The following is a 20,064-nucleotide window of genomic DNA, read 5'->3' as shown; positions in this document are numbered from 1 at the left end:
GGATAAGGGCTGATGACACGCGACGGCTTCAACGCCTTCTGTAGCGGCCTGCCCGTCACCACCCATGTCGTGCAATGGGGTGGTGCGGATGTCTGGAAGGTCGGCGGCAAGGTCTTCGCCATCGGCGTGCCGCAGGGCCGCACGATGCTCGTGACCTTCAAGACGAGCCCGATGTCCTACGATTTGCTGAAGGAGCAGCCCGGCCTGCGCCCCGCCCCCTATCTTGCCTCGCGGGGCTTCAAATGGATTCAGCACTGCGCGAAACCAGGCCTGTCGGACGCCGATCTCCGCGCCTATCTGGCGGAATCACACAGGCTGGTCGCGCTCGGTCTGTCGCGGAAGAAACGCGGGGAGCTGGGCCTGGCCATCTGACCCCAGGCCGGCAGGCCATAAATAAAACTTGTGGCCCTGGGGATTCCGCTCATTGCTCGACGCGGATTTCTACTTTGACTTATGGCATTATGGACCGCCATGAAACTCCCGTGAATTTGCATTCAGGGAAATACACTCGCATGTCGGTTCGTCGCACGATTCTGAAAGCGGCTCTGCCGTTTTGCCTGTTCGCCGTCTCCGCGCTCGGGGTGACCCACGCGGCGGAAGCCCAGACGCTGCGTCTGGCCCATGCCAGCAGCACCAACAGCCTTATCGATCAGGCGATGCACTATTTCGCCGACGATGTTGCCAAGCGCACCGGCGGCAAGCTGAAGATCCAGGATTTTCCGAATGCGGAACTGGGTGACGAAGGCCCGATCGCCGATGGCGTCGGCTCCGGCTCCAGCGATATCGGCCTCGGCGGCGTGGTGGACGATATCGATCCGCGCCTCAATGTGCTGGCGCTGCCCTTCCTGTTCAGCGATCTGAACAATGTCCATCGCGTGCTGGACGGGCCGGTCGGCACCGAGCTGAAGGCGATGGGCCAGAACCACGGCTACCAGATGCTGGGCTTCCTGGATTCCGGCTTCCGCAACTTCGCCAATAGCCGCCATCCGATCGCGACGCCCGCCGATATCAAGGGCATGAAGCTGCGCACACCGCCGATTTCGGTCATTCTCGACACCCTGCACACGCTCGGCGCGCTGCCGCAGTCCATCCCATTCGGGCAGGTCTACACCGCCCTACAGTCGCATGTGGTCGATGGCGTGGAGCCGGAGCTGCGCGACTACTCGGACGAGAAGTGGTACGAGGTCGCCAAATATGTGTCGATCTCCAACTACATCTGGACCGCCAATTACTGGTACATGAACAAGGACCGGTATGACGCGCTGCCGGCCGATGAGCGCGCAGCGCTCGACGCCTCCGTCGCCGACACCACCACCTGGTACCGCGCCCAGCTCGCCAGCGTCTATGCCAGCCTCGATACGTCGCTGACCGCCAAGGGCGTGAAGTTCAACACCGTGAACACCGTCCCCTTCCAGGCGATGGTCGCCCCCGTCTATGCCAAATACGGCAAGATCTGGGGTGCCGATCTGGTGGCGCAGGTGCAGCAAGCCGCCAAGGCCGATCGCTGAAACTGACTGGAATACTTGCATGATCTGGCTACGCCGCCTCTCGGGCTTCCTGGGCTGCATTGCCCTTCTCGTGATGGTGGCGAATACCCTGCTTGCCGTCGCCGCCCGCTATTTCGGAATGACCGGTTTTGAATGGTCGTACGAAGTGGCGGGTATCGCCTTCATCTGGGTAACCTTCCTCGGCACGGTTCTGGCTGAGACCAAGGGCGAGAACGCGGCCTTCACCGTGCTGCGCGATGCCTTGGCCCCTTGGCTTGCTTCCGCGCTGACCCGCGCGGCGGATGTCGCCATCGGGCTGATCGGCCTCACGCTGCTTCTCAGCAGCATTGCCATGCTGCAGCGCTCTGCCTTCGTGCCGACACCACTGCTGCGCTGGCCGGGCTTCGTGCAGTCAGGCGCCGCACCCGTCCTGGGCGTCGGGTTGATGCTGATCGCACTGCTGCGCGTCTTCCGCCGAACGGCCATCCAGCGGAGCGCGAAGGCATGATTACCGGCCTTCTCATCGGCAGTTTCATTCTTCTGCTGCTGCTCGGCATTCCGGTCGTCTGGGCGATGGCCGCAGCCGTCATCCTGACGACGACCTTCGGCGGCATCGGCCTGCCCATCGCCTGGCTGTCGCAGCAGGTGCTGCATGGCGCTGATTCCATCACGCTCTCCGCCATTCCGCTGTTCCTGCTGGCGGGCGGGGTGATGAACAAGGGCGGCCTCACGCATCGCATCGTCGGCGTCGCGGAAGACGTCTTCGGCCGCGTGCCGGGTGGCCTCGGCCTCGTCAATGTCGCGACGGCGCTTGTCTATGGCGGTATCAGCGGATCCGCCACGGCCGATACCGGCGCGGTCGCCGCCATCATGATTCCGGCCATGGAAAAGCGCGGCTATCCGCGCGATTTCTCGGCGGCTGTCACGGCGGCCTCGGGCACGCTCGGCATGATCGTGCCGCCCAGCGTCATCCTCATCCTGTATGGCGTCATCACCAATACTTCGATTGGCGGATTGTTCGTGGCTGGCATCCTGCCGGGCCTTCTGGTCTGCGCGGCCTTCATGCTGGTCGCCTATCTGGTCGGTGCGCGGCAGGGCTTCCAGCGCTCCGAACGCCGGCCCACGATCGTCAGCTTCTCGCGCGATACGCTGCGCGCCCTGCCGGCACTCCTGATGCCGCTGCTGGTCATCGGCGCCATCGTCGGTGGCATCGCGACCGCGACGGAAGCGGCTGCCCTCGCGCTCGTCTACGCGCTTCTCGTCGGCTTCCTGGTTTATCGCGAACTGTCCTGGCGGGATCTGCCCGGCATCGCATTGGAAGCGCTGTCGACCACGGGTGCGATCATGATGATCATGGCGGTGGCCACCCCCTTCGCCTGGATCCTGACCATCGAACAGGTGCCGATGATGGCGGCCGGCTGGATCACCGGACTGCATACCGGCCCTTATGAGACCATCGCGCTCGTTCTTCTGGTGCTGAAGGTCGTGGGCTTCTGGATCGACCTTGGCCCGGCGCTCGTCATCCTCGGCCCGATCCTGACGCCCATCGCGCAGGCCGCCGGCTTTGGCCCCTATCAGGTCGGCCTGCTCTTCATCGTGACGCTCGGCATCGGGCTTTTCACCCCGCCCATCGGCACGAATATCTTTGTTGTCTGCAACGTAGCCCGCATCGACATGTGGTCGGTGTCCCGACGCCTGGTGCCTTTCTGGATCGCCGCCATCCTCTGCGTCGTCGTGCTCGTGGCAATCCCTGCGATCACGCAATGGCTTCCCGGAGTATTCGGACTGTGACGTCTTCCACTGCCCTTGTCGGCGGCATTTCCAGTGCCGGCCGCGCCCTTCCCCTGCTGGACGGGGCGGCCTTGCAGATCGACCGCAGCGCCGGCGCCTATCTGTGGGATGATGCCGGCCGCCGCTATGTCGATACGGCGTTAGGCTTCGGCGGCACCATTCTGGGCCATGCGCCGGAGGGCGTGATCGCCGCCGTCGAAAAGGCTTTGCGCGACGGACCGCTGCCGGCTTTCGGCCATGCCCGCGAGGAAGCCGCCGCCGCCGCGCTGGCCGCCCAGACCGGCGCGCTGAGCCAGGTCGTCTTCACCAATAGCGGCAGCGAAGCCGTGCATCTTGCCTGCCGCATCGCCCGCGCCGTCACCGGCCGCCGCCGCGTCGCCAAAATCGCCGCCGGCTATGACGGCTGGTATGATGAAATCGCCTTCGGCAATGCCGGCACGCCCGAAGCCGACCTCGCCCGCAACAGCCGCCCGGAGCAGGGCGACATCGTGCTGCTGCGCTATAACGACAAGGCCGATACCGAGGCGCTGTTCCGGGATTACCCCGATATCGCTTGCGTCATCGCCGAGCCCGTGCTGGCCAATGCCGGCTGCATCCTGCCTGCACCCGGCTACCTCGCCCATCTACAGGAAACTGCCCGCCGCCACGGTGCCCTGTTCATCATGGATGAGGTTCTGACAGGCTTCCGGCTCCATGCCGGGCTGACGTCCCATACGATGGGTCTGGACCCGGACATGGCGACCGTGGGCAAGGCCATCGGCAGCGGCATCGCCGTGGCCGGTGTCCTCGGCAAGCCTGCTGTCATGGAAGCATTGACGGACGGCCGCGCCATCCGTGCCGGCACCTATAGCGGCAATCCCATCGCCTGCGCCGGCGTCATCGCCACGATGGAGGCCTTGAAGACGGCCGATTATCCGGCATTGCTGGCGGCCGGTGCCGGGCTCCGCACCAGGATCGAGGCGCGGTTCAACGGTCTTGGCATGGCCGCCGTCACCACCGGACTGAACGACGTCTTCACGCTCTGGTTCACGGATCAGGCGCCGCAAAGCTATGGCGATGCCGCCCGTGTCGCGCGGCCGGACCTGACGCTGGCGCTGCATAAGGCCATGCGCCGCCATGATGCGTTGGTCATGCCCTCCCCCTATGGGCGCGTGTATCTGTCCTTCGCGCATCTGCCCAAAGCCGTTGCCGAACTCGGCGACAGTTTTGACGCGGCGGCGGCGGAGCTGGCCCAGGCCGCCTGACGCTTCGGCCTATTGCGGATGAACCGTGGGGTGCTGAGCAGCGGCCTTGGGCTGTTTGACCTTTTCCCGCAGGAACGTGATGAGCCCGGCGCCGATGATGACGACGGCGCCGAGGATCATCACCCCGTCCAGCTTGTCGCCGAACAGCCCGTAGCCCAGGCCGATGCCCCACAGCATCTGGCTATATTGCGTGGGTGCGACGACGCTGGCCGGCGCCATGCGGCCGCATAGGATCATCAGCACATTGCCGGCCGCGCCCAGCAGCCCGTAAGACGTGATGAAGATCAGGTCGCGCGGCGTCGGCATCACGAAATGCGGCAGGCTGAGCACCAATCCAGCGACCAGCGGACCGATCAGCCCAGCGCCATAGAGCGAAATGCGCTTCTCGGAATTGCCCAGATGGCGCAGCAGCACGACTGTCACCGCGCCGGCAAAGCCACCGCCGATGGCCGCGAAATGTCCAAGCTTAAGGGCGTGAAAGCCTGGCCGCAGCACGATCAGCACGCCGGCGAAACCCATGATGACGGCGGACCAGCGGCGCCAGCCCACTGGCTCTTTCAGGAAAATCACCGATAGGATCGTCACGAAGGCCGGCAGCAGGAACAGGAGCGCGAAGGCTTCGGCCATGGGCAGCTGCGTGAAGGCGACGACCGAGCAGACCGCGCCAACGACGGCGGCCAATGCCCGAATGGCCCACATGCGGCGATCCCGGCAGGTGAACAGATCCCGCCAGCGATCCCCCTCCCCCCGCACGAAGGGCACCGCCAGCAGGCCGAGCAGGGAGCCGAAGAAGACCACTTCGAAGGCCGGCAGCGCGCCGTGCAGCAGCCTGACGGAGGCATCGCTCAAGGCATAAACAACGTAACCGAGAAAGGAGAGGAGAATGCCCTGCACCGTTCTCTGCCGCGTGTCGTCGGCGGCCAATGCCTGCATCGCTTCGCTCTCTCCGGGGCGGGTCCACAACCGGAACCACCAGTGGCTGCTCTATCTCACGCGGGACTACCCTGACCTTACGCAGAAAACGCATAGCCCGTTCAATCTGAACTGGCCTGTTGCTGGACAACCGCAACCCCACGCACCCAATGAGACGTCCTATCCCAACGCATAAGCGGCGGAGATTCCTGCGGCGCCACTATCAGGCGCAAATCTGCGAGAGCAAGCAAGGCGGATTTATAACTTGGCTGCGTCACTTGCCGGCCGAGTTGGCGAAGCGCCATATCAAGGGCGCGCAAAAATTCCGCATTGCCTGGTCCCGGCTTTTTTATTTTTGTACTCTGAAAAATATCGATAGCGTGCCTGACAAGCTGGCCGTCCAGACGCTTCAATACCAGTGAGACGATAGCGGCGTCGCGTCCACGCGCAGTTATGCGAAAGCGATTTAACTCATCGATTGCCAAGCCCAGACAAGTCGTTGTCAGCATATCGTCCATGGCTCGACTTTCGCTGACCGCAGGCGCCAAAAGTCCCATCCGGTCCGTCATGCGCGCAATCCAGGCGGAACTGTCGGGTTCTTGAGCGGAGGCCAAGCGGCGCTTCAACTCTCTCTGGCAGATTTGCCTGACGCGCCATGCCGATTTTTCCTGACCGACCGGACGCACCAATGACAGCATGGCGACAGCAAGCATGGTGCCAATGAATTGCGCCAGTGCCGCATTGGCAAAACCATCAAAGGAACTTGAGTAGCGATCATCCAGGGCGATAAGGCCCGGTGTCGTCAGCAGCATACCGATGGCGCTGGCCGCCCAGCGAGGGCGCGGCAGAAGAAAGCCGATCGTCAAGAAAAACGGCGCCAATACCATCACGAGCGGCAGGAAGCCGTGAACCGCCGGCAGTATTCCCAATGCGTAGATGCCACAGACCGGTATGGACAGGCCCGTCCCCCACAAGACCCGGCGCGCAACAGGTGCCGGATCATCACTGGTGCTGAATAGCGCACATACAATCGTCCCGATCACGACCGCATTCGCGCCGTCGGGCCAGGACGTGCCTATCCAGAAGATTGTGCCCACAGCCACCGTCAGAAACGTTGCCAGCGCAGCGCGTAACGCACCGGCGTGGTCACGGTGCAAGGGTCGCGGCGGAGATTTAGACAGTGTCACGCGCATAATGTCGGAGCCCGGCGGGCTATTGCTCTGCATCAACTGCCCAAGCTGATGTCCCATCGCATGGGCCCGGACAAGCGCAGCAAGCCGACCCAATATATCGATATTAAGAATGTCCTCCCATCCCGGAGGCACGCGCTCTTTACAAGAGGGCTCGAGCGATCGCGCCCGTGCGATCAAAACCTCTGCCTTCTTTTGAGCGTCACTGTCTGTCTGCGGATCATCCAACCACGCATTTGTGCTGTCTATCAGATCGGCAATCTCGGCTGTTAATTTGCCCATGCTGCTTAACTGGGCGATCCGCGCCTCAGTCGTCGCTGCTAAAAGCAAAGTACGCGATATCTGGTCCTGAAATTTCCGCAGCACGTCGATAGGCCAGGTCGGTATCTGTGTATCAAAGGGAAGATGCACCGAAAGAAGATGCAATTCATGAATGTCGATTGCCAACCTGCGGCGATCGCGATTATGCGCTTTTCCTACGGTCATGGCCGGTGTCGCCCCCATGTCCCGGAGCGGTCGCCCCAGCGCGCCATGCGACCAACGACGGGCGTCCTGAAGAACAGCTTCGGCTCGGCGATGAATATACGCGGTCACCGAGCGCGGAAAAAACACGCTATGCGTGACTGTGGCACAGAGGATACCGACGACGATCTCCTGCACCCGCAAGCTGGCCGTCGCATAAGTTGTGTCAGGTGCGGCAGCGGCCGGAATGGCGATGATGACCGCAGAATAGCCGGCAAGCAAAAACAAGTAAGACCGCGGCGTGCGATCGAGTATTCCGATATAGGTGCAAAGCCCGACCCATAATGCCAAGGCTAGTGTGAGAAGCGCCTGTGCGTCTGCGAAATTCGCTATCACAATAATCGCGACCGCCGCCCCGATCACCGTCCCGGCCATGCGAAAAGCCGCCTTTGACCTTACGGCTCCGGCCAAAGGCTGAGAAACAATATAGGCCGTGATGACTGCCCAGTAGGGGCGATCCATATCGCTCGACAAAGCGATGTAATAGGCCCCCATTGCTGCCACAAAAGTCTTCGCGGAAAAGACAATGTCCGAAAGGGGCAAAATAGCCCTGAGCGATCGGCCCATCATTGCCTGCTGCTCAGCCTTTGCACGCCAATCCTATGCCCCGGCAGCGCCAACCCCGCGGGAAAAGGCATTCTGGTGGTCCCATTCGCTCAGCCGGCCCTGCGGGCCAATCCCAAGCCATCGGATTGCCGTGGACGGGAGGGGAATGGAAGAACCAAATCAATCAAAAATTATACCAAAATGGTATAATTCACCTTGTGGAAGCTCATAAGCTCACTCATAAAATCAAAGACCGCAGAACATTCCAGGGTCGAGCGAAACCATCATATGCTGTTTATATCTAAGTAGTATGAATCTCGATATCCGCTCCCTGAAGTATTTTCTGGCCGTCGCGACGGAGCGCAGCTTCACGCGTGGCGCCGCGCGGCTGAATATGGCGCAGCCGCCGCTGAGCAAGCGCATCCAGGAATTGGAGGCGCAATTAGGCGCTCCCTTATTCCTGCGCGACAGCCGTCCCTTGGTACTGACACCGGCCGGGCAGCTCATGTTTGAGCAGGCGCAGCAAGTGGTGTCCCGCATGGATCAGCTGGAAACGACGATGCGGCGATCCATCGCGTCCAGCAATCCTCGTTTCGTGCTCGGCGTGGTTCCATCAACCCTGTATGCCGGGCTGGTCGAGATGATCCGCGCCTTGCGTGAGGCTTTTCCCGATCTCGACGTTACCCTGGCGGAAATGGACGCGCCGAGACAGGCCGCCGCTTTGCGAGATGGGCGGATCAACATCGGTTTCGACCGTATTCAGATCGAAGACCCGGAACTTCAGCATCACGTCTTGCACGACGAGCCTTTGGCCGTAGCCCTTCAACAGGACGATCCGCTGCTATCCGCCCAAGGCAATATCCCGCTTGCGGCGATCGCGGCGATGCCGGTCATCGTTTTTCCCCGTGACCCCCGACCCAGCTATGCTGACGTGGTTCTGTCCGCTTTCGCCCAATATGGCGCAGTGCCTGCAATCGTGCGGGAAGTCCAGGAAATGCAGACCGCTTTGGTGATGGTGGCCGCCGGCAGCGGCGCCTGCGTGGTTCCCGCCTCGGTCACGGCCCTGGCGCGGCCAGACATCCGCTTCGCCCCGATACGAGAGAAAGCGACCGTGCCACTATTGATCCGCTATCGCGTTAAGGACCAATCGCCCGCCCTTGCGGCTTTGCTCACGATTATCGCGACCCTGGCCGCCCGCCGGGGCTGGCAAGGATCGGCTATTCGACCGAATTGACCGCTGCCACCAGCGGAAATGGCGCGAGGGGCCGGCAACCCGTTTCCGTCACATGCAGCATCCATTCCGTCCGCGCGCCGCCGATGGCGGGATCATAAGCACCGGGCTCCACCATCAAGACCATGCCGGCCCGCAAAACCGTAGTCTCGTCATCGCAAAGACGCGGATGCTCGTGCACGGCCGTGCCGATGGAATGGCCAGTATGGTGCGGATAGTCGAAACCGGCACCCTGCACACAGCCACGAACCAGACGGTGGGCAGCGCCAGCCGTCATGCCCGGGCGGATTTCGGCGATAGCAAGGTCAAGCGCATTGCGTGCTGCGCCAAACACCCTGAGCTGCGCCTCCGTTGGTGTCCCCAGAACGACCGTCGCGCAGCTGTCGCCCCAGTAACCGCCAAAGCGCGGCGCGATATCTGCGATAATGGCATCGCCTTGGCCGAGCACGCGCTTGCCGGGCCAGCCGGTCATGCCGGCGGTTCGCGCGCGCCCGCTCAGCAGGTCACCGGTCACGGCCAGCCTCTCACCCGCCTCACGCTCCATAACCTCCCGGATCGCCGCGAAAAGCGCGAGCTCGCTGATCCCAGGACGCGCGGCCGCCATCATGCGGGTCTGGCCGATGGCAGCCAGCTCCGCGCAACGGGTCAGCGCCGCCACTTCAGCGTCGGTCTTGGTCATGCGTTGGCGGCGGAGCGCGGCTGTCAGGTCGATCCGTTCGCCCGGCGGCAATAGCCCGTCGATCCAGGCACTATGCGCGGCGCCGTCTATCGCGAAGCGGCCCGAAGGCCGCATATGCCCGCGAAGCTTTTGAAATTCGGCTTCAAAGGCGCCACGCGGCAGGTCGGCATGATGGAGACCGTAATTATCATAGCGGAACACCTGCCCTGCCCGCGGTCCCGCCACCTCCGTTGCGGGCAGAATGAGAGCGGCCTCGCCGTCACGCCCGACCAGCGCCAGCGCCGGGCCGGCTGCGAAGGGTGACGGTCCGGTTTCCACGGCGGGCGCATAGCCAAGCGCATAAACAAGACTTTCAGGTGCCGTCAGCACCGCCCAATCGGCACCGAGCTCACGCAAGACCGCTACCGTTCGGGACAATCTCTCATCCATCGGACCTGCCTCCGCGCGGTCTACATCGCTGCCCGAGCCGCCGCGGACCAGTAGTGCTGGGCATAGTGCAGGCGGCATGCATCTATCAGGGCCGCCTCGGTTACTGTCTGCCCGGCGAACCGGGCCGGCAGGAGCGGCGCTATCGCCGCGGCCGCATCCGGATCTTCAATGATGGCAATGAGCGCTTCCGCGAAAGCCAGCGCCGTGGACAACCCACCGACATTGCAGCCCCCGAGGACGAACAATCCCTCGGCGCCAGGCACCGGGCCGATCAGGTGTTCGTCATCCAGCGTCATTGTCGGCATGCCGCCGCGCAGTTTCGCACCGCTCAAATCCGCGAAGACCGGAAACTCCGCCGCGACGGCGTCGGCCAGGCCCCGCATCACGGTCATATCAAGCGGCATCTCATCGACGCTGTCCGGCACGGTCTCCAGGATCAGCGGCGTCGCCTCGTAGCCGCCCAGCATCAGGCCGCCGTCGCAGGGCCTGACATAGACATTCGCGTCCAGAATGCGCGTGACCGGCTGATCAGCGCGGGAGGCCTGAAGCGGCGGCGTGACCAGAAGCTGATGCCGCACCGCGACCATCGGCAAGGCCGTGCTGCGCGCCAATGCCCGCGCCCAGGCGCCGGCAGCGTCGATAATCACAGGGGCCGTGATGGTACCCGAGGAACAGCGCACGCCGCTCACTTTGCCGGATTCGACCAGTATCTCCTCCACCCGCGTGCCGGGCCGTAACACGCAGCCGGCGCGGCGCGCTGCCTCGCAGACGCCGCGCGTGAACAGCGCAGGATCGAGATAAATGTCCTCCGGATAATGGGCGATTGCCGCCGCGCTATCCGTCCGCAGCAGCGGCATGAGGTGCCGGGCCGTCGCCGCATCGATCACAGCCGCCTGCACGCCGAGCGCCGCACCGCGCGCCACCTCCTGGCGCAATTGCTCAGCGAGCGCAGGTGACCGCGCGACCTTCAGGCTGCCGCTGCGATGAAGGCCGATGGCGATGCCCGTTTCCGGCTCAAAGTTTTCCAGCAGGGCCGCGCCACGCCGCGCCAGCCGCGTCATCAGCGCATCAGGCCGCAGAACGGCGCTCAGCCCAGCCGCGCGGGGGGATGTCTGGCTGGCGATGCCATGACGATCCAGCAGCAGAACCCGACGGCCCGTGCGGCTCAGCAGATAGGCCAGACTGCCACCCAGGGCGCCGGAGCCGATGACGACGGCGTCAGCACGTTCGGTCAAACCAAATCTCCCGAAGATCATTTTATGCCTTGACCGTTCATCCCATAGTAGGATGAAGTTGCCAACAGGGCTTTTCACCAGAGGGGGATTGTTGATGCTGGACGGCAAAATAATCCTGATCACCGGCGGTGGCTCGGGCATCGGCGCCGCCGCAGCGGAAGGCGCCGCGCGCGATGGCGCCAAGGTGGTCGTCGCGGATATTTCAGAGGCTGCGGCAAAGCGCGTTGCCGCTTCCTGCGGCGGCGACGCCATGACCGTCGACGTGCGGGATAGTCTCTCGGTTCAGGCTTTGGTCCGTGAAACCGTCGCGCGGCACGGCCGTATCGACGGGTTGTTCCATACCGCCATGTCGGTCCCGCTCGTCAACAAGAATGACCGGCGGGTCACTGAACTTCCTGAATCCGTCTGGGATGACATCATCACCCTGGTTCTGACCGGAACCTTTCTCGTCAGCAAATACGTAGCGAAGCAGATGTTGACCCAGCCCGGTGGTGGCAGCCTGGTGCTGACGGCGACCGCCGATGCGCTGATCGGCCAAGCGGGCCTCGACGCCTATACCGCTGCCAAGGGTGGCGTCATTTCCATGACCCGTTCCATGGCGGCCGGTCTTTCGCCCGAGGGCGTGCGGATAAATGCGATCTGCCCAGGTTTCGTCGATACCCCGCATCAGCGTGAATTTCTGGAAGTGCCCGCCCTGCGCGCGCGGATTGAATCGCTACAGCTCATGCCGGTGATGACCGCCATGGACGCCGCCGAACTCGGACTGTTTCTGTTGTCGGACCGCGCGCGCTACCAGACGGGCGGCATTCATGTCTGCGACAGCGGCTACAGCGCCTTCAAGGGAAAGCTCGACGTCCTTGAGGTCTTTGACCGTGCGTCGGATTGACGTTCCGCGCTCGATCTTTCGTCAGACGCTGGATAGTTTCGGCGGTGCCATCCTGCGTGGCGATCTGCCACCGGGCGCTCTGCCCATTGAAGTTGAACTGGCAGCCCAATTCGGGGTCGGACGCAATCTGCTGCGGGAGGTGGTGAAGGCGCTGGCCGCCAAAGGCCTTATCGGATTGCGGCCGGGCATGGGTACCTGGGTGGCCCCCCGTGCGGATTGGAACCTGCTGGACCCGGACGTGCTGCGCTGGATGGCCGAAGGCGATGACCGGCTTGAGATTGCCTTCAATCTTGCCGAATTCAGGCTGATTGTTGAGCCGCCCGCCGCCGAACTCGCCGCCTTACGGGCCACCGCCGCGGAGCGTGATGCGATTATGGCTGCGGCCCACGCCCTGGATGACGGGCTGACGCAGCCTAGCGTGATCGCGGAACGCGATCTCGTTTTTCATGGGGCCATCCTGACGGCGGCGGGCAATCCGCTTCTTGCCAGTATCGGCCAAAGACTGCGCGATATGATGGCGGCGCAGATCCGCACGACGACCGACCATGCCGGCGCCTTCGAGCGCGGCTTGCCACTGCATCGCGCGCTGGCCCGCGCAATCGCCGAGGGGGCCGCCGTCCAGGCGGAAGCGCTGTCGCATAGCCTTGTCATGATGCCTTATCTCGACCTTGCCGAACGCCTTGCGGTGGCACCTGGACAACGCCTGAAACAAGACCAGGCCGACCGGGCAAAGCGACCGGTGGCGGCTATCTGATGATCGTGAAAGTTTTAACAATACAAGCGTGAAGGAGCGGAGATGGACAATCTATCGATCGGCCCGACCGGACAGAGACGCCGGGGCTGGCGCCAGCGCCTGAAGACGACAGTGACCGCAATCGCCGCCCTGGCCGCGATCGCGACGGCCGGATTGAGCACGCGGCCCGCGCAGGCCGCCGACGCCACCAAGATCACCTATTGGTTCTGGGGCGAAAGCGATATTCCCGGCATCGACACTTGGATGAAGGGCATGGTCAGCAAGTATCAGGCGGTCCATGCCGATACCCAGATCAATGTCGTGCCGCAATCCTCCGACACGCTGATCGGCGGCTTCCGCCTCGCGTCCCAAAGCCATTCTGGCCCGGATATCGATACGCAATGGGCGACGCTGCCGACGCTCACCCCCTACTGGAACAAGGCGGCCGTCGCGATTTCAGACTACGTGCCCGCCACTGAAATCGCGCAATGGGTGAATGCCTCCGAGAATGAGGCCGGCGGCAAAATCGTCGCCATGCCGATCTATCTGATCGGCGTGCCGCTTGTCTGGAACAAGGATCTGTTCAAAAAGGCTGGCCTTGACCCCGATAAGGCGCCCGTGACCTGGAGCGATTTCCTGGCCGATTGCGCGGCCTTGAAAGCGCATGGCATCACACCGATCGGCATGGGCAATAGCGACGGTTCCTTCGGCGCCTGGATGTTCGCGATCTACCTCAAGCAGGAACTCAATTCTCTGGACGAACTGAAATCCGCGATCGGCAATACCGGCGGCTTCAGCCTGGACCAGTTCGACGGTCTGCTCACCAAGATGTACGCCATGATGGCCGATCTGGTGGCCAAGGGCTATATCAACTCCGACGTTTCATCCTTGAGCCTCACTCAGGGTTGGCAGTTGTTTCCGCAGCAGAAGGCCGCCATGGCCTTCACGACCGACGGCAATGTCCTGAGCTGGGGCAAGACGCTTGGGGAAGATAAGATCGGCGTCGCGGCCCCTCCGATCTGGGGCGGCGGCAAGCTTGCCGATACCTATGACGTTACCCAGTCCTCGGATGAATTCATTACCAGCTGGGCGAAGAACAAGCAGGCGGCCGCCGATTTCCTCGTCTGGCTGCACCAGCCGGACAATATGGCGGCGCTCTATACCCAGACCGGCGCCTTTCCCGCCGACAAGCGCTTCCCGACCAGTTCGATCACCGACGGGCTTGCCAAGCAGCTCTTCGCGCTCGATACGGCGAAACAGTCCATCTGGCTTGAGAACTATATTCCGCCGGAAGTGGATTCCGACGCCGATACGCCGGCCGGGCAGCTTATTCTCTCAAAGTCAGGCACGCCGGAACAGGCGGTGGCCATCTGGAATCGCGTCATCAAAAAATGGCGCATGCAGCAGATTCCCGAATTCATTCAGTTCAAGAAATGGGCGGGCGGCAATAGCTGAGACGCGAACCGATAACGACGCATGATGCTTCGTCGCCCTCGCCAGCTTTGGCCCTATCTGTTCATCCTGCCAGCGCTTATCGCGCTGGCAGGCACTTTCGCCTATCCGCTGGCGGCCGTCATACGGTTCAGCTTCTATGCGGGCTCGGTCGGCGATCTTACCTATGTCGGCACCATGAATTACCAGGGTCTGTTTCAAGACCCTGATTTTTTGCAGTCGATCCTTAACAACCTCAAGCTTCTGCTGACCGTGCCGGTGATGACGGTGCTGGCACTGTTGATTGCGCTGGTCCTCAATAGCCAGGTCAAAGGCTGGCGGCATTACCGCGCCATTGTTTTTCTGCCCTATATCCTGCCCGCTACCGCTATCGGACTGAGCTTCAGCTATCTGCTGAGCGGCAATGGCGTGCTCAACACGCTGCTCCGCAATCACGGCATAGGCTTCCTCGCGCGAGACTGGTTAGGGTCCGCCGCCAATGTGGTGCCGACGATCGGCAGCGTGATTATCTGGCAGCAGCTTGGCTTCGGCATCGTCGTCTTCGTCGCGGCCCTCCTGGCGGTGCCGACAGAGCTTGTCGAGGCGGCCCGCATCGATGGCGCCACGGGCTGGCAGATACAGTGGTCCATTCTGGTGCCCAATATCCGCCGGACCATCGAGTTCTTCGTCATTGTCGAAGCCATCACCGTGCTGTCTTCAATCTTCACCTATGTCTATGTGCTGACCAAAGGTGGCCCGGCGAATACATCCAGCGTCATGGAATTCTATATTTTCCAGAACGGGTTCGAGAATGGCGCCATCGGCGCGGCATCCGCCGCTGTCGTGGTCCTGCTCGTCCTGGCCAGTATTTTCATTGGAATCTATCTGCGGCTACAGGCACGCGCTGTGAGAGTTGCCCGATGAGACGCCATGCCTCCGCCCTCGGCCAGCAGGCTTTACTGATCCTGCTGTGCATCGTCTCGCTCTATCCGCTGTGGTTCATCCTGCAAACCGCCCTCAAAACCCAGCAGGATTATACGCGCAACCCAACCGACCTGCCTGCGCCTTTCAGTCTGCAAAGTTTTGCCGCCGTCTTCCGGGCAATGCCTTTCGCCCAATGGACTTTGAACAGCGCGCTCGTCGCTCTCGTCTCGGTCGCCGCCGCCACCGTTATCGCACTACTGGCAGCCTATGCGGTCGCTTTCGGTCGCTTCAGGGGCCAGACCACCTTCCTGAGTCTGAATATCGCGCTGATGGCGCTTCCGCCGGTGGCCCTGGTGGTGCCGCTCTTCACCGTCATGGTGCAGGTGGGACTCATCAATACGCTGCCCTCTGTCATGCTGGTCTATACCGGGCTGCTCATCCCCTTCTCGGTCTTTTTCCTGACGAATTTTCTGCGCGAACTCCCCCTGGACGTGATCGAGGCCGCGACGATTGACGGCGCATCCCACCCTCGCATCCTGCTGCGCATCGTGCTGCCCCTATCGCTCGCCACGCTGTTCACGCTCATCGTCGTCAATACCATCTGGGTCTGGAACGAGCTGCTTTTCGCGCTCGTATTTTTGCAGAATAATGACGGGCGCACTGTCATGGCCGGGCTTGCGCTGTTCCAGGGGCGCTATTCCGTCAACGAGCCCTTGATGATGGCGGGCGCCTTTCTGTCGATCCTGCCCCTCCTCATCCTGTATCTTTTCAGCCAGCGTGCCTTCGTGCGCGGCATGACCTCAGGCATCGGCAAGTAAAGGAAGCGCGCCGTCAGGCCCCAGACAGCAACGGGTTGAGCGAGAGGCCTTTGAAACTTTCGCGCAGAGACGCCAACAGGGCCTGGTTCTGAGCGATCCCGTCGATCAGATCGACATCCGGCCCGATTTCGCGATCTTCGCCAAGCGTCGGCACGCGCGCGCGGATGGCGGCATGAAGGATTGTGGTCGATGCCGACAAGGCCGGCTTGCCGCGCAAATCGACGGCTTGCGCCGCCGTCATCGCCTCAATCGCGATCAGCAGTCGCAAGGGCAGCAGCTGCTCCTCCAGCTTGCGGATGGTCAGCGGCGTATTCGGTGCGTGATCCTCGACCGTCTCGGACACCGGGATGGAATCGAGGCTGGCCGGCGTCGCCTTCAGGCGGATTTCCGCATGAAGGTAGGACGCCGTTTTTTGCAGCGCATTGAACCCGACCGATGCGCCACCAATCGGGGAGAGGTATTTGGGCAGGCCAGACAGACGCGCATCCATCAGCTTGATGGTACGCTGAATGCTGGCACTTGCCAGATGACAAAGCGCAATCGCCAGGCTGTCGAAGGCGAGCGCGATGGCCGGCGTGTGGAAATTCGCGGTCGACAGGATGACCCCGTCCTCAGCAAGCACCAGCGGGTTGTCGGCGGCGGCGTTGATTTCAAGCGCCACCGCTTCGGCCGCCGTATCGAACGCCGTCAGGAGCGGGCCATAGATCTGCGACAGAACCCGAAATGACAAAGCATCCTGGATCGAGCGCGACGGTGCGTCATACAGATAGCTGCCGGCCAGAATCTGACGGAACATCGCCGCCGCGCAGACTTGGCCGCCAGCCGGGCGGGCTTCGGCCAGACGCGGATCGAAAATCCCAGGATTGGCGGCATAGCCTTCCAGCGACAAGGCCGCCGTCGCGGTGGCAAAGATCAGCAGATCGGCGAGATCGGCCAATACGCCCGTGGCATGGCCACAGGTGACGGCGCTGGTGTTGAGAAGGCCGAGACCGTCCTTGGCCCCGAGGGTAACGGGAAGCAGCCCGGCGGCTGCCAAGGCTTCGGCCCCCGGCCATCGCCTGCCTTCAAACCATGCCTCGCCCCGCCCGATGGCAACCGCCGCCATATGGGCGGCCAGACCGAGATCGCCTGCGCCGATCGAGCCGCGCCCGGGAATGCAGGGCGTGACGCCACGGTTGAACATCGCGATCATCCCCTCCAGAACCGCCAATGAAATGCCGGCGCCACCCTGGGCAAGACCGATGATGCGGCAGAGCAGTTGGATACGCGCGACGGTCTCAGGAAATGCCGGACCGACGCCGATCGTTCGTCCTCTGATCATCTGAACCTGAAAAGCCGCGAGCGATGTCGGGTCAAGCCGATACCCGAGATTGCCGCCGAGGCCCGTATTCAATCCATAGACCGGCTCATTGCCTTCGGCATAGGTTTCCACGACCGCGCGGGACGCGGTTACCCGGGCGAGAGCGGCCGGGCTGAGACTGATCTGCGTCGAGCCGGCCGATGCCGTGACAATCTCCGTCAGGCCGATCGCCCGCTCACCGATCTCCAGCACGTCGATCAAGCAAACCGCAACCGCTGGCCGATATCGAGACGCTTTGCCTTCTCCAGCATGGCATGGCCGAGCGCGATATCGGACAGCGACAGGCCACGATGCCAGAAAAGGATCGTCTCGGTCTCCGTCTCCCGCCCCGGCTTGAGGCCCGCGACGATCTGGCCCATTTCCGCATACAGCGTCTGCTCGGACAGTTTGCCGGCCTCGACATGGGCGCGCAGGCTGCCGAACTTGCCGCCCTTGCACTGCCCCCAGTCATCCACGACCAGCTTGCTCATGATATCGGTGAGCGACAGCTCCACCGCACTCATCGTGCCATAGGGCATGACCAAAGCGCCGGGCTTGATCCATTCAGTGCGCAGCATGGGTGTGGGCGCATCAAGCCGCGATGCCTCCACCACGATATCCGCGCCTTCAACGCAGCTTTGCCAATCTGTCGTCGCGATAACCGGCTTGCCCAGATCCTGTTCCAGCCGCCGGGCGAAAGGCTCGTAACTTTCCGGCCGGCGCGAATGCACGCGGATCTCATCAAAGTCAAAAAGGCTGTCCAGCAAGCGCACATTCCAATAAGCCGTGCCGCGTGCACCGATATGACCGAGAATCTTCGAATTCTTGTTTGCCAGATACTTGGCACCGACCGCCGTGACAGCACCGGTGCGCATATCGGTAATGCCGGAAGCATCCAGAATGGCTTTGGGCGCCCCGTTATGCCGATTGAGCAGAAGCAGCACGCCGAATTCCGAGGGGAAGTTGATCTTGTAATTGTCGACGAAGTCGCCGACGACTTTGACGCCGGCGCTGTCGATAGCACCACCGATGGAACCGCGCAGAACGTTGAAATGGCCACGTGCGGCCCCGGGTTCCAGATGAACGCGCGGCTCAATCACCGTCTCGCCCCGCCCCTGTTCGGCAAGAGAGGATTCGATGGCGCCGATGATCTCGGCATCCGTCATCTTCAATTCGTCGATATCAAGACGGTTGAGATAATCGATATAAATAGGTGACATGTCAGGCGTGGACATCATATTCTTTCAAAGCTGACCAAGTGCGAACCGCTGCCTACAACGGTACGCTTTGCAGCTCCCTAGCGTCAACCCACGCTGACCGCACCGATTGAAGAGATTTTTTATGACCGAATGATCTCCTGAAGAAGTCCAACGAACTCCAGCGAAAAAAGGTCTGGGCGTCGACCTGCAGCTCCTGATTAATCGGAAAAAGATAGCGCTGGTTGACGCCCTCAAAGATCCTTATCTGCTACGGCAATTGCTTGCTTAGTTGAAGCTGACGCGAAGCTCATATTTTTGCCATCGGACCCGTATGACGGAGCTTACAATTAATGCGAGATTTTTCGCAGTATCACTTTAAATTTTCGAGCAGAACCATCACTGCTACGGCTACCGTAGGCTGCAAACGTCGTTGGACAGGCAGCACGTTGCGATCTCTGAGACTATTGTGCAGCGTCTAATGAAGCAGCAGTGCTTGGTCGTTGCCAAGCAAAAGCGGCACCGGTACGGATCCTATTTCGGGGAGATCAGGCTGGCGCCCAAGAACCTTGTTAATGACGAATTCCTGGCAACGGCCCCGAACAAGAAGTGGCTGACCGACATCACCGAGTTCCAGCTCGCGGCCGGCAAAGACTATCTGACACCTATTATCGACTGCTTCGATGGGTTAGTGGCTGGAAGACCTTGACAATTGAACAACTTATTGAAGCCGTTGATTCCTGCATTCGCTGGTATAATGTAAAGCGCATCAAGATCCCTCAGCGCTCTCAGTCCCATTGAATATCAATAGAGTCTCGTCTTGGTCTACGAATTTAAAAATAGTCCAAGTTTTCGTCCGCATCCCCATCCTACCCGCCCGGGTCAGCTCTCGGCTCTTCCGCATAAAGCGTCCAAGAAATCCCATCGAATCGAAGCTAACATATTGTCCTGTACAAGCTTTAGGGGCTGATCGTGGATGCTTCAGAGCGAAGCACTTAAGGCGGCCCTTTGGAATAGAAATCCTGTTGCAGCATCTGAGGAAGTTAAAAATCAGGGCTCATAACCTGCACGCTTTATGCGGAAGAGCCCAGCTCTCAGTGAAAACGTATGGCCCGCCCGGTTCGCAAGTCAGAAATTCGAGTCCTGGTCAGTCTGCTTCACCGCATACGGTCTCACGGACGTGCCTTGGCAAAGATGGGTATCCGCACGCCCGGAACCTCAATAATCAACACGGTTTCAGAGAACCATTTTCACTATAGGGCTTGCCGTGCGCCTATCGACTGTCAGGCCATCTCCGGTCCTTCTCACAAACGTCATCGGCTACGCATAAGCGCTGCCAATCTCTTCAAATTGCGGCTTTTCGATGCACTCCCCGAGACAGCATGCCCTTCAGCCGCTGGCCGATGGGACTATCACTCCGGCTGAGCATTGGCATGGCAGCACGCGCTCCATGGACTAAAAGCATTCGCAG

At 61.7% G+C, this 20,064-nt stretch carries 17 protein-coding genes and 1 pseudogene; 12 read left to right on the top strand and 6 right to left on the bottom strand.

The genetic code is table 11. The features are described from left to right. Positions 1–12: 12 nt before the first annotated feature. From ASILVAE211_RS16465 to ASILVAE211_RS16445, 5 genes are all read left to right on the top strand, one after another. A complete protein-coding gene (locus tag ASILVAE211_RS16465; RefSeq protein WP_227322438.1) occupies positions 13–372 on the top strand; it encodes an MmcQ/YjbR family DNA-binding protein in 360 nt (119 codons plus the stop codon). A 140-nt stretch (positions 373–512) separates the two neighbouring features. Further along, positions 513–1,508, top strand: a complete 996-nt coding sequence (locus ASILVAE211_RS16460; protein WP_227322437.1) for a TRAP transporter substrate-binding protein — start codon at positions 513–515, stop codon at positions 1,506–1,508. 19 nt (positions 1,509–1,527) lie between these two features. After that, on the top strand, positions 1,528–1,995 hold the full coding sequence (locus ASILVAE211_RS16455; RefSeq protein ID WP_227322436.1) for a TRAP transporter small permease: 468 nt from the start codon (positions 1,528–1,530) through the stop codon (positions 1,993–1,995). Continuing rightward, positions 1,992–3,278, top strand: coding sequence for a TRAP transporter large permease (locus ASILVAE211_RS16450; RefSeq protein WP_227322435.1), 1,287 nt, complete (start codon positions 1,992–1,994; stop codon positions 3,276–3,278). Before ASILVAE211_RS16455 ends, ASILVAE211_RS16450 begins: the two co-directional genes overlap by 4 nt. Then, a complete protein-coding gene (locus ASILVAE211_RS16445; protein WP_227322434.1) occupies positions 3,275–4,522 on the top strand; it encodes an aminotransferase class III-fold pyridoxal phosphate-dependent enzyme in 1,248 nt (415 codons plus the stop codon). The genes ASILVAE211_RS16450 and ASILVAE211_RS16445 overlap by 4 nt, the downstream gene beginning before the upstream one ends. Before the next feature lie 9 nt (positions 4,523–4,531). Here the strand turns inward: ASILVAE211_RS16445 and ASILVAE211_RS16440 are convergent, their stop codons facing one another. After that, positions 4,532–5,455, bottom strand: coding sequence for a DMT family transporter (locus tag ASILVAE211_RS16440; RefSeq protein ID WP_227322433.1), 924 nt, complete (start codon positions 5,453–5,455; stop codon positions 4,532–4,534). Between the two features lie 101 nt (positions 5,456–5,556). Beyond that, on the bottom strand, positions 5,557–7,716 hold the full coding sequence (locus ASILVAE211_RS16435) for an FUSC family protein (RefSeq protein ID WP_227322432.1): 2,160 nt from the start codon (positions 7,714–7,716) through the stop codon (positions 5,557–5,559). Positions 7,717–8,002: 286 nt separating this feature from the next. On the opposite strand from ASILVAE211_RS16435, the gene ASILVAE211_RS16430 reads away from it, so the two are divergent. Continuing rightward, positions 8,003–8,926: a LysR family transcriptional regulator gene (locus ASILVAE211_RS16430; protein WP_227322431.1), complete on the top strand. Its 924-nt coding sequence runs from the start codon at positions 8,003–8,005 to the stop codon at positions 8,924–8,926. Here the strand turns inward: ASILVAE211_RS16430 and ASILVAE211_RS16425 are convergent. Together ASILVAE211_RS16425 and ASILVAE211_RS16420 are read right to left on the bottom strand one after the other, a co-directional pair. After that, positions 8,910–10,019: a M24 family metallopeptidase gene (locus tag ASILVAE211_RS16425; protein ID WP_264478921.1), complete on the bottom strand. Its 1,110-nt coding sequence runs from the start codon at positions 10,017–10,019 to the stop codon at positions 8,910–8,912. The two genes, ASILVAE211_RS16430 and ASILVAE211_RS16425, sit on opposite strands and share 17 nt — an antisense overlap. 32 nt (positions 10,020–10,051) lie before the next feature. After that, positions 10,052–11,266 (bottom strand): NAD(P)/FAD-dependent oxidoreductase, encoded by a 1,215-nt coding sequence (locus ASILVAE211_RS16420; protein WP_227322429.1) that lies wholly within the window; start codon positions 11,264–11,266, stop codon positions 10,052–10,054. A gap of 94 nt (positions 11,267–11,360) precedes the next feature. Here ASILVAE211_RS16420 and ASILVAE211_RS16415 point away from each other — a divergent pair, with 94 nt between their 5' ends. Genes ASILVAE211_RS16415 through ASILVAE211_RS16395 form a run of 5 tightly spaced genes read left to right on the top strand, consistent with a single transcriptional unit; the run spans position 11,361 to position 16,058 of the window. Further along, positions 11,361–12,152 carry an SDR family oxidoreductase gene (locus ASILVAE211_RS16415; RefSeq protein ID WP_227322428.1) on the top strand — a complete coding sequence of 264 codons (792 nt, stop codon included), beginning with the start codon at positions 11,361–11,363 and terminating at the stop codon, positions 12,150–12,152. Beyond that, the gene (locus ASILVAE211_RS16410; protein WP_227322427.1) at positions 12,139–12,906 is read left to right on the top strand and encodes a FadR/GntR family transcriptional regulator; all 768 of its coding nucleotides are present in this window, start codon (positions 12,139–12,141) and stop codon (positions 12,904–12,906) included. Before ASILVAE211_RS16415 ends, ASILVAE211_RS16410 begins: the two co-directional genes overlap by 14 nt. A 42-nt stretch (positions 12,907–12,948) precedes the next feature. Next, a complete protein-coding gene (locus tag ASILVAE211_RS16405) occupies positions 12,949–14,340 on the top strand; it encodes an ABC transporter substrate-binding protein (protein WP_227322426.1) in 1,392 nt (463 codons plus the stop codon). 21 nt (positions 14,341–14,361) lie between these two features. Then, the gene (locus ASILVAE211_RS16400) at positions 14,362–15,240 is read left to right on the top strand and encodes a carbohydrate ABC transporter permease (RefSeq protein ID WP_227322425.1); all 879 of its coding nucleotides are present in this window, start codon (positions 14,362–14,364) and stop codon (positions 15,238–15,240) included. Further along, positions 15,237–16,058 carry a carbohydrate ABC transporter permease gene (locus tag ASILVAE211_RS16395; protein ID WP_227322424.1) on the top strand — a complete coding sequence of 274 codons (822 nt, stop codon included), beginning with the start codon at positions 15,237–15,239 and terminating at the stop codon, positions 16,056–16,058. The genes ASILVAE211_RS16400 and ASILVAE211_RS16395 overlap by 4 nt, the downstream gene beginning before the upstream one ends. A gap of 13 nt (positions 16,059–16,071) precedes the next feature. Here the strand turns inward: ASILVAE211_RS16395 and ASILVAE211_RS16390 are convergent, their stop codons facing one another. Further along, a complete protein-coding gene (locus tag ASILVAE211_RS16390) occupies positions 16,072–17,610 on the bottom strand; it encodes an HAL/PAL/TAL family ammonia-lyase (protein WP_227322567.1) in 1,539 nt (512 codons plus the stop codon). Positions 17,611–17,615: 5 nt separating this feature from the next. Continuing rightward, positions 17,616–18,632 carry an ornithine cyclodeaminase family protein gene (locus tag ASILVAE211_RS16385; protein ID WP_227322423.1) on the bottom strand — a complete coding sequence of 339 codons (1,017 nt, stop codon included), beginning with the start codon at positions 18,630–18,632 and terminating at the stop codon, positions 17,616–17,618. Positions 18,633–18,745: 113 nt separating this feature from the next. Here ASILVAE211_RS16385 and ASILVAE211_RS16380 point away from each other — a divergent pair. Next, positions 18,746–19,287, top strand: a pseudogene (locus ASILVAE211_RS16380) (IS3 family transposase); the annotation flags it as partial. Positions 19,288–20,064: the final 777 nt, after the last annotated feature.

Origin of the sequence: Acidisoma silvae (genome assembly GCF_020618775.1) — a bacterium.
GTDB lineage: Bacteria > Pseudomonadota > Alphaproteobacteria > Acetobacterales > Acetobacteraceae > Acidisoma > Acidisoma silvae.
This window is presented reverse-complemented; position numbering and strand designations above follow the sequence as displayed.

What these genes read in the sequence shown, in the direction of transcription:
- ASILVAE211_RS16465 (WP_227322438.1), top strand. Translation starts at nt 13, where the DNA reads ATGACACGCGACGGCTTCAACGCCTTCTGTAGCGGCCTGCCCGTCACC.
- ASILVAE211_RS16460 (WP_227322437.1), top strand. Translation starts at nt 513, where the DNA reads ATGTCGGTTCGTCGCACGATTCTGAAAGCGGCTCTGCCGTTTTGCCTG.
- ASILVAE211_RS16455 (WP_227322436.1), top strand. Translation starts at nt 1,528, where the DNA reads ATGATCTGGCTACGCCGCCTCTCGGGCTTCCTGGGCTGCATTGCCCTT.
- ASILVAE211_RS16450 (WP_227322435.1), top strand. Translation starts at nt 1,992, where the DNA reads ATGATTACCGGCCTTCTCATCGGCAGTTTCATTCTTCTGCTGCTGCTC.
- ASILVAE211_RS16440 (WP_227322433.1), bottom strand. Translation starts at nt 5,455, where the DNA reads ATGCAGGCATTGGCCGCCGACGACACGCGGCAGAGAACGGTGCAGGGC.
- ASILVAE211_RS16435 (WP_227322432.1), bottom strand. Translation starts at nt 7,716, where the DNA reads ATGATGGGCCGATCGCTCAGGGCTATTTTGCCCCTTTCGGACATTGTC.
- ASILVAE211_RS16430 (WP_227322431.1), top strand. Translation starts at nt 8,003, where the DNA reads ATGAATCTCGATATCCGCTCCCTGAAGTATTTTCTGGCCGTCGCGACG.
- ASILVAE211_RS16415 (WP_227322428.1), top strand. Translation starts at nt 11,361, where the DNA reads ATGCTGGACGGCAAAATAATCCTGATCACCGGCGGTGGCTCGGGCATC.
- ASILVAE211_RS16405 (WP_227322426.1), top strand. Translation starts at nt 12,949, where the DNA reads ATGGACAATCTATCGATCGGCCCGACCGGACAGAGACGCCGGGGCTGG.
- ASILVAE211_RS16400 (WP_227322425.1), top strand. Translation starts at nt 14,362, where the DNA reads ATGATGCTTCGTCGCCCTCGCCAGCTTTGGCCCTATCTGTTCATCCTG.
- ASILVAE211_RS16395 (WP_227322424.1), top strand. Translation starts at nt 15,237, where the DNA reads ATGAGACGCCATGCCTCCGCCCTCGGCCAGCAGGCTTTACTGATCCTG.
- ASILVAE211_RS16385 (WP_227322423.1), bottom strand. Translation starts at nt 18,632, where the DNA reads ATGTCCACGCCTGACATGTCACCTATTTATATCGATTATCTCAACCGT.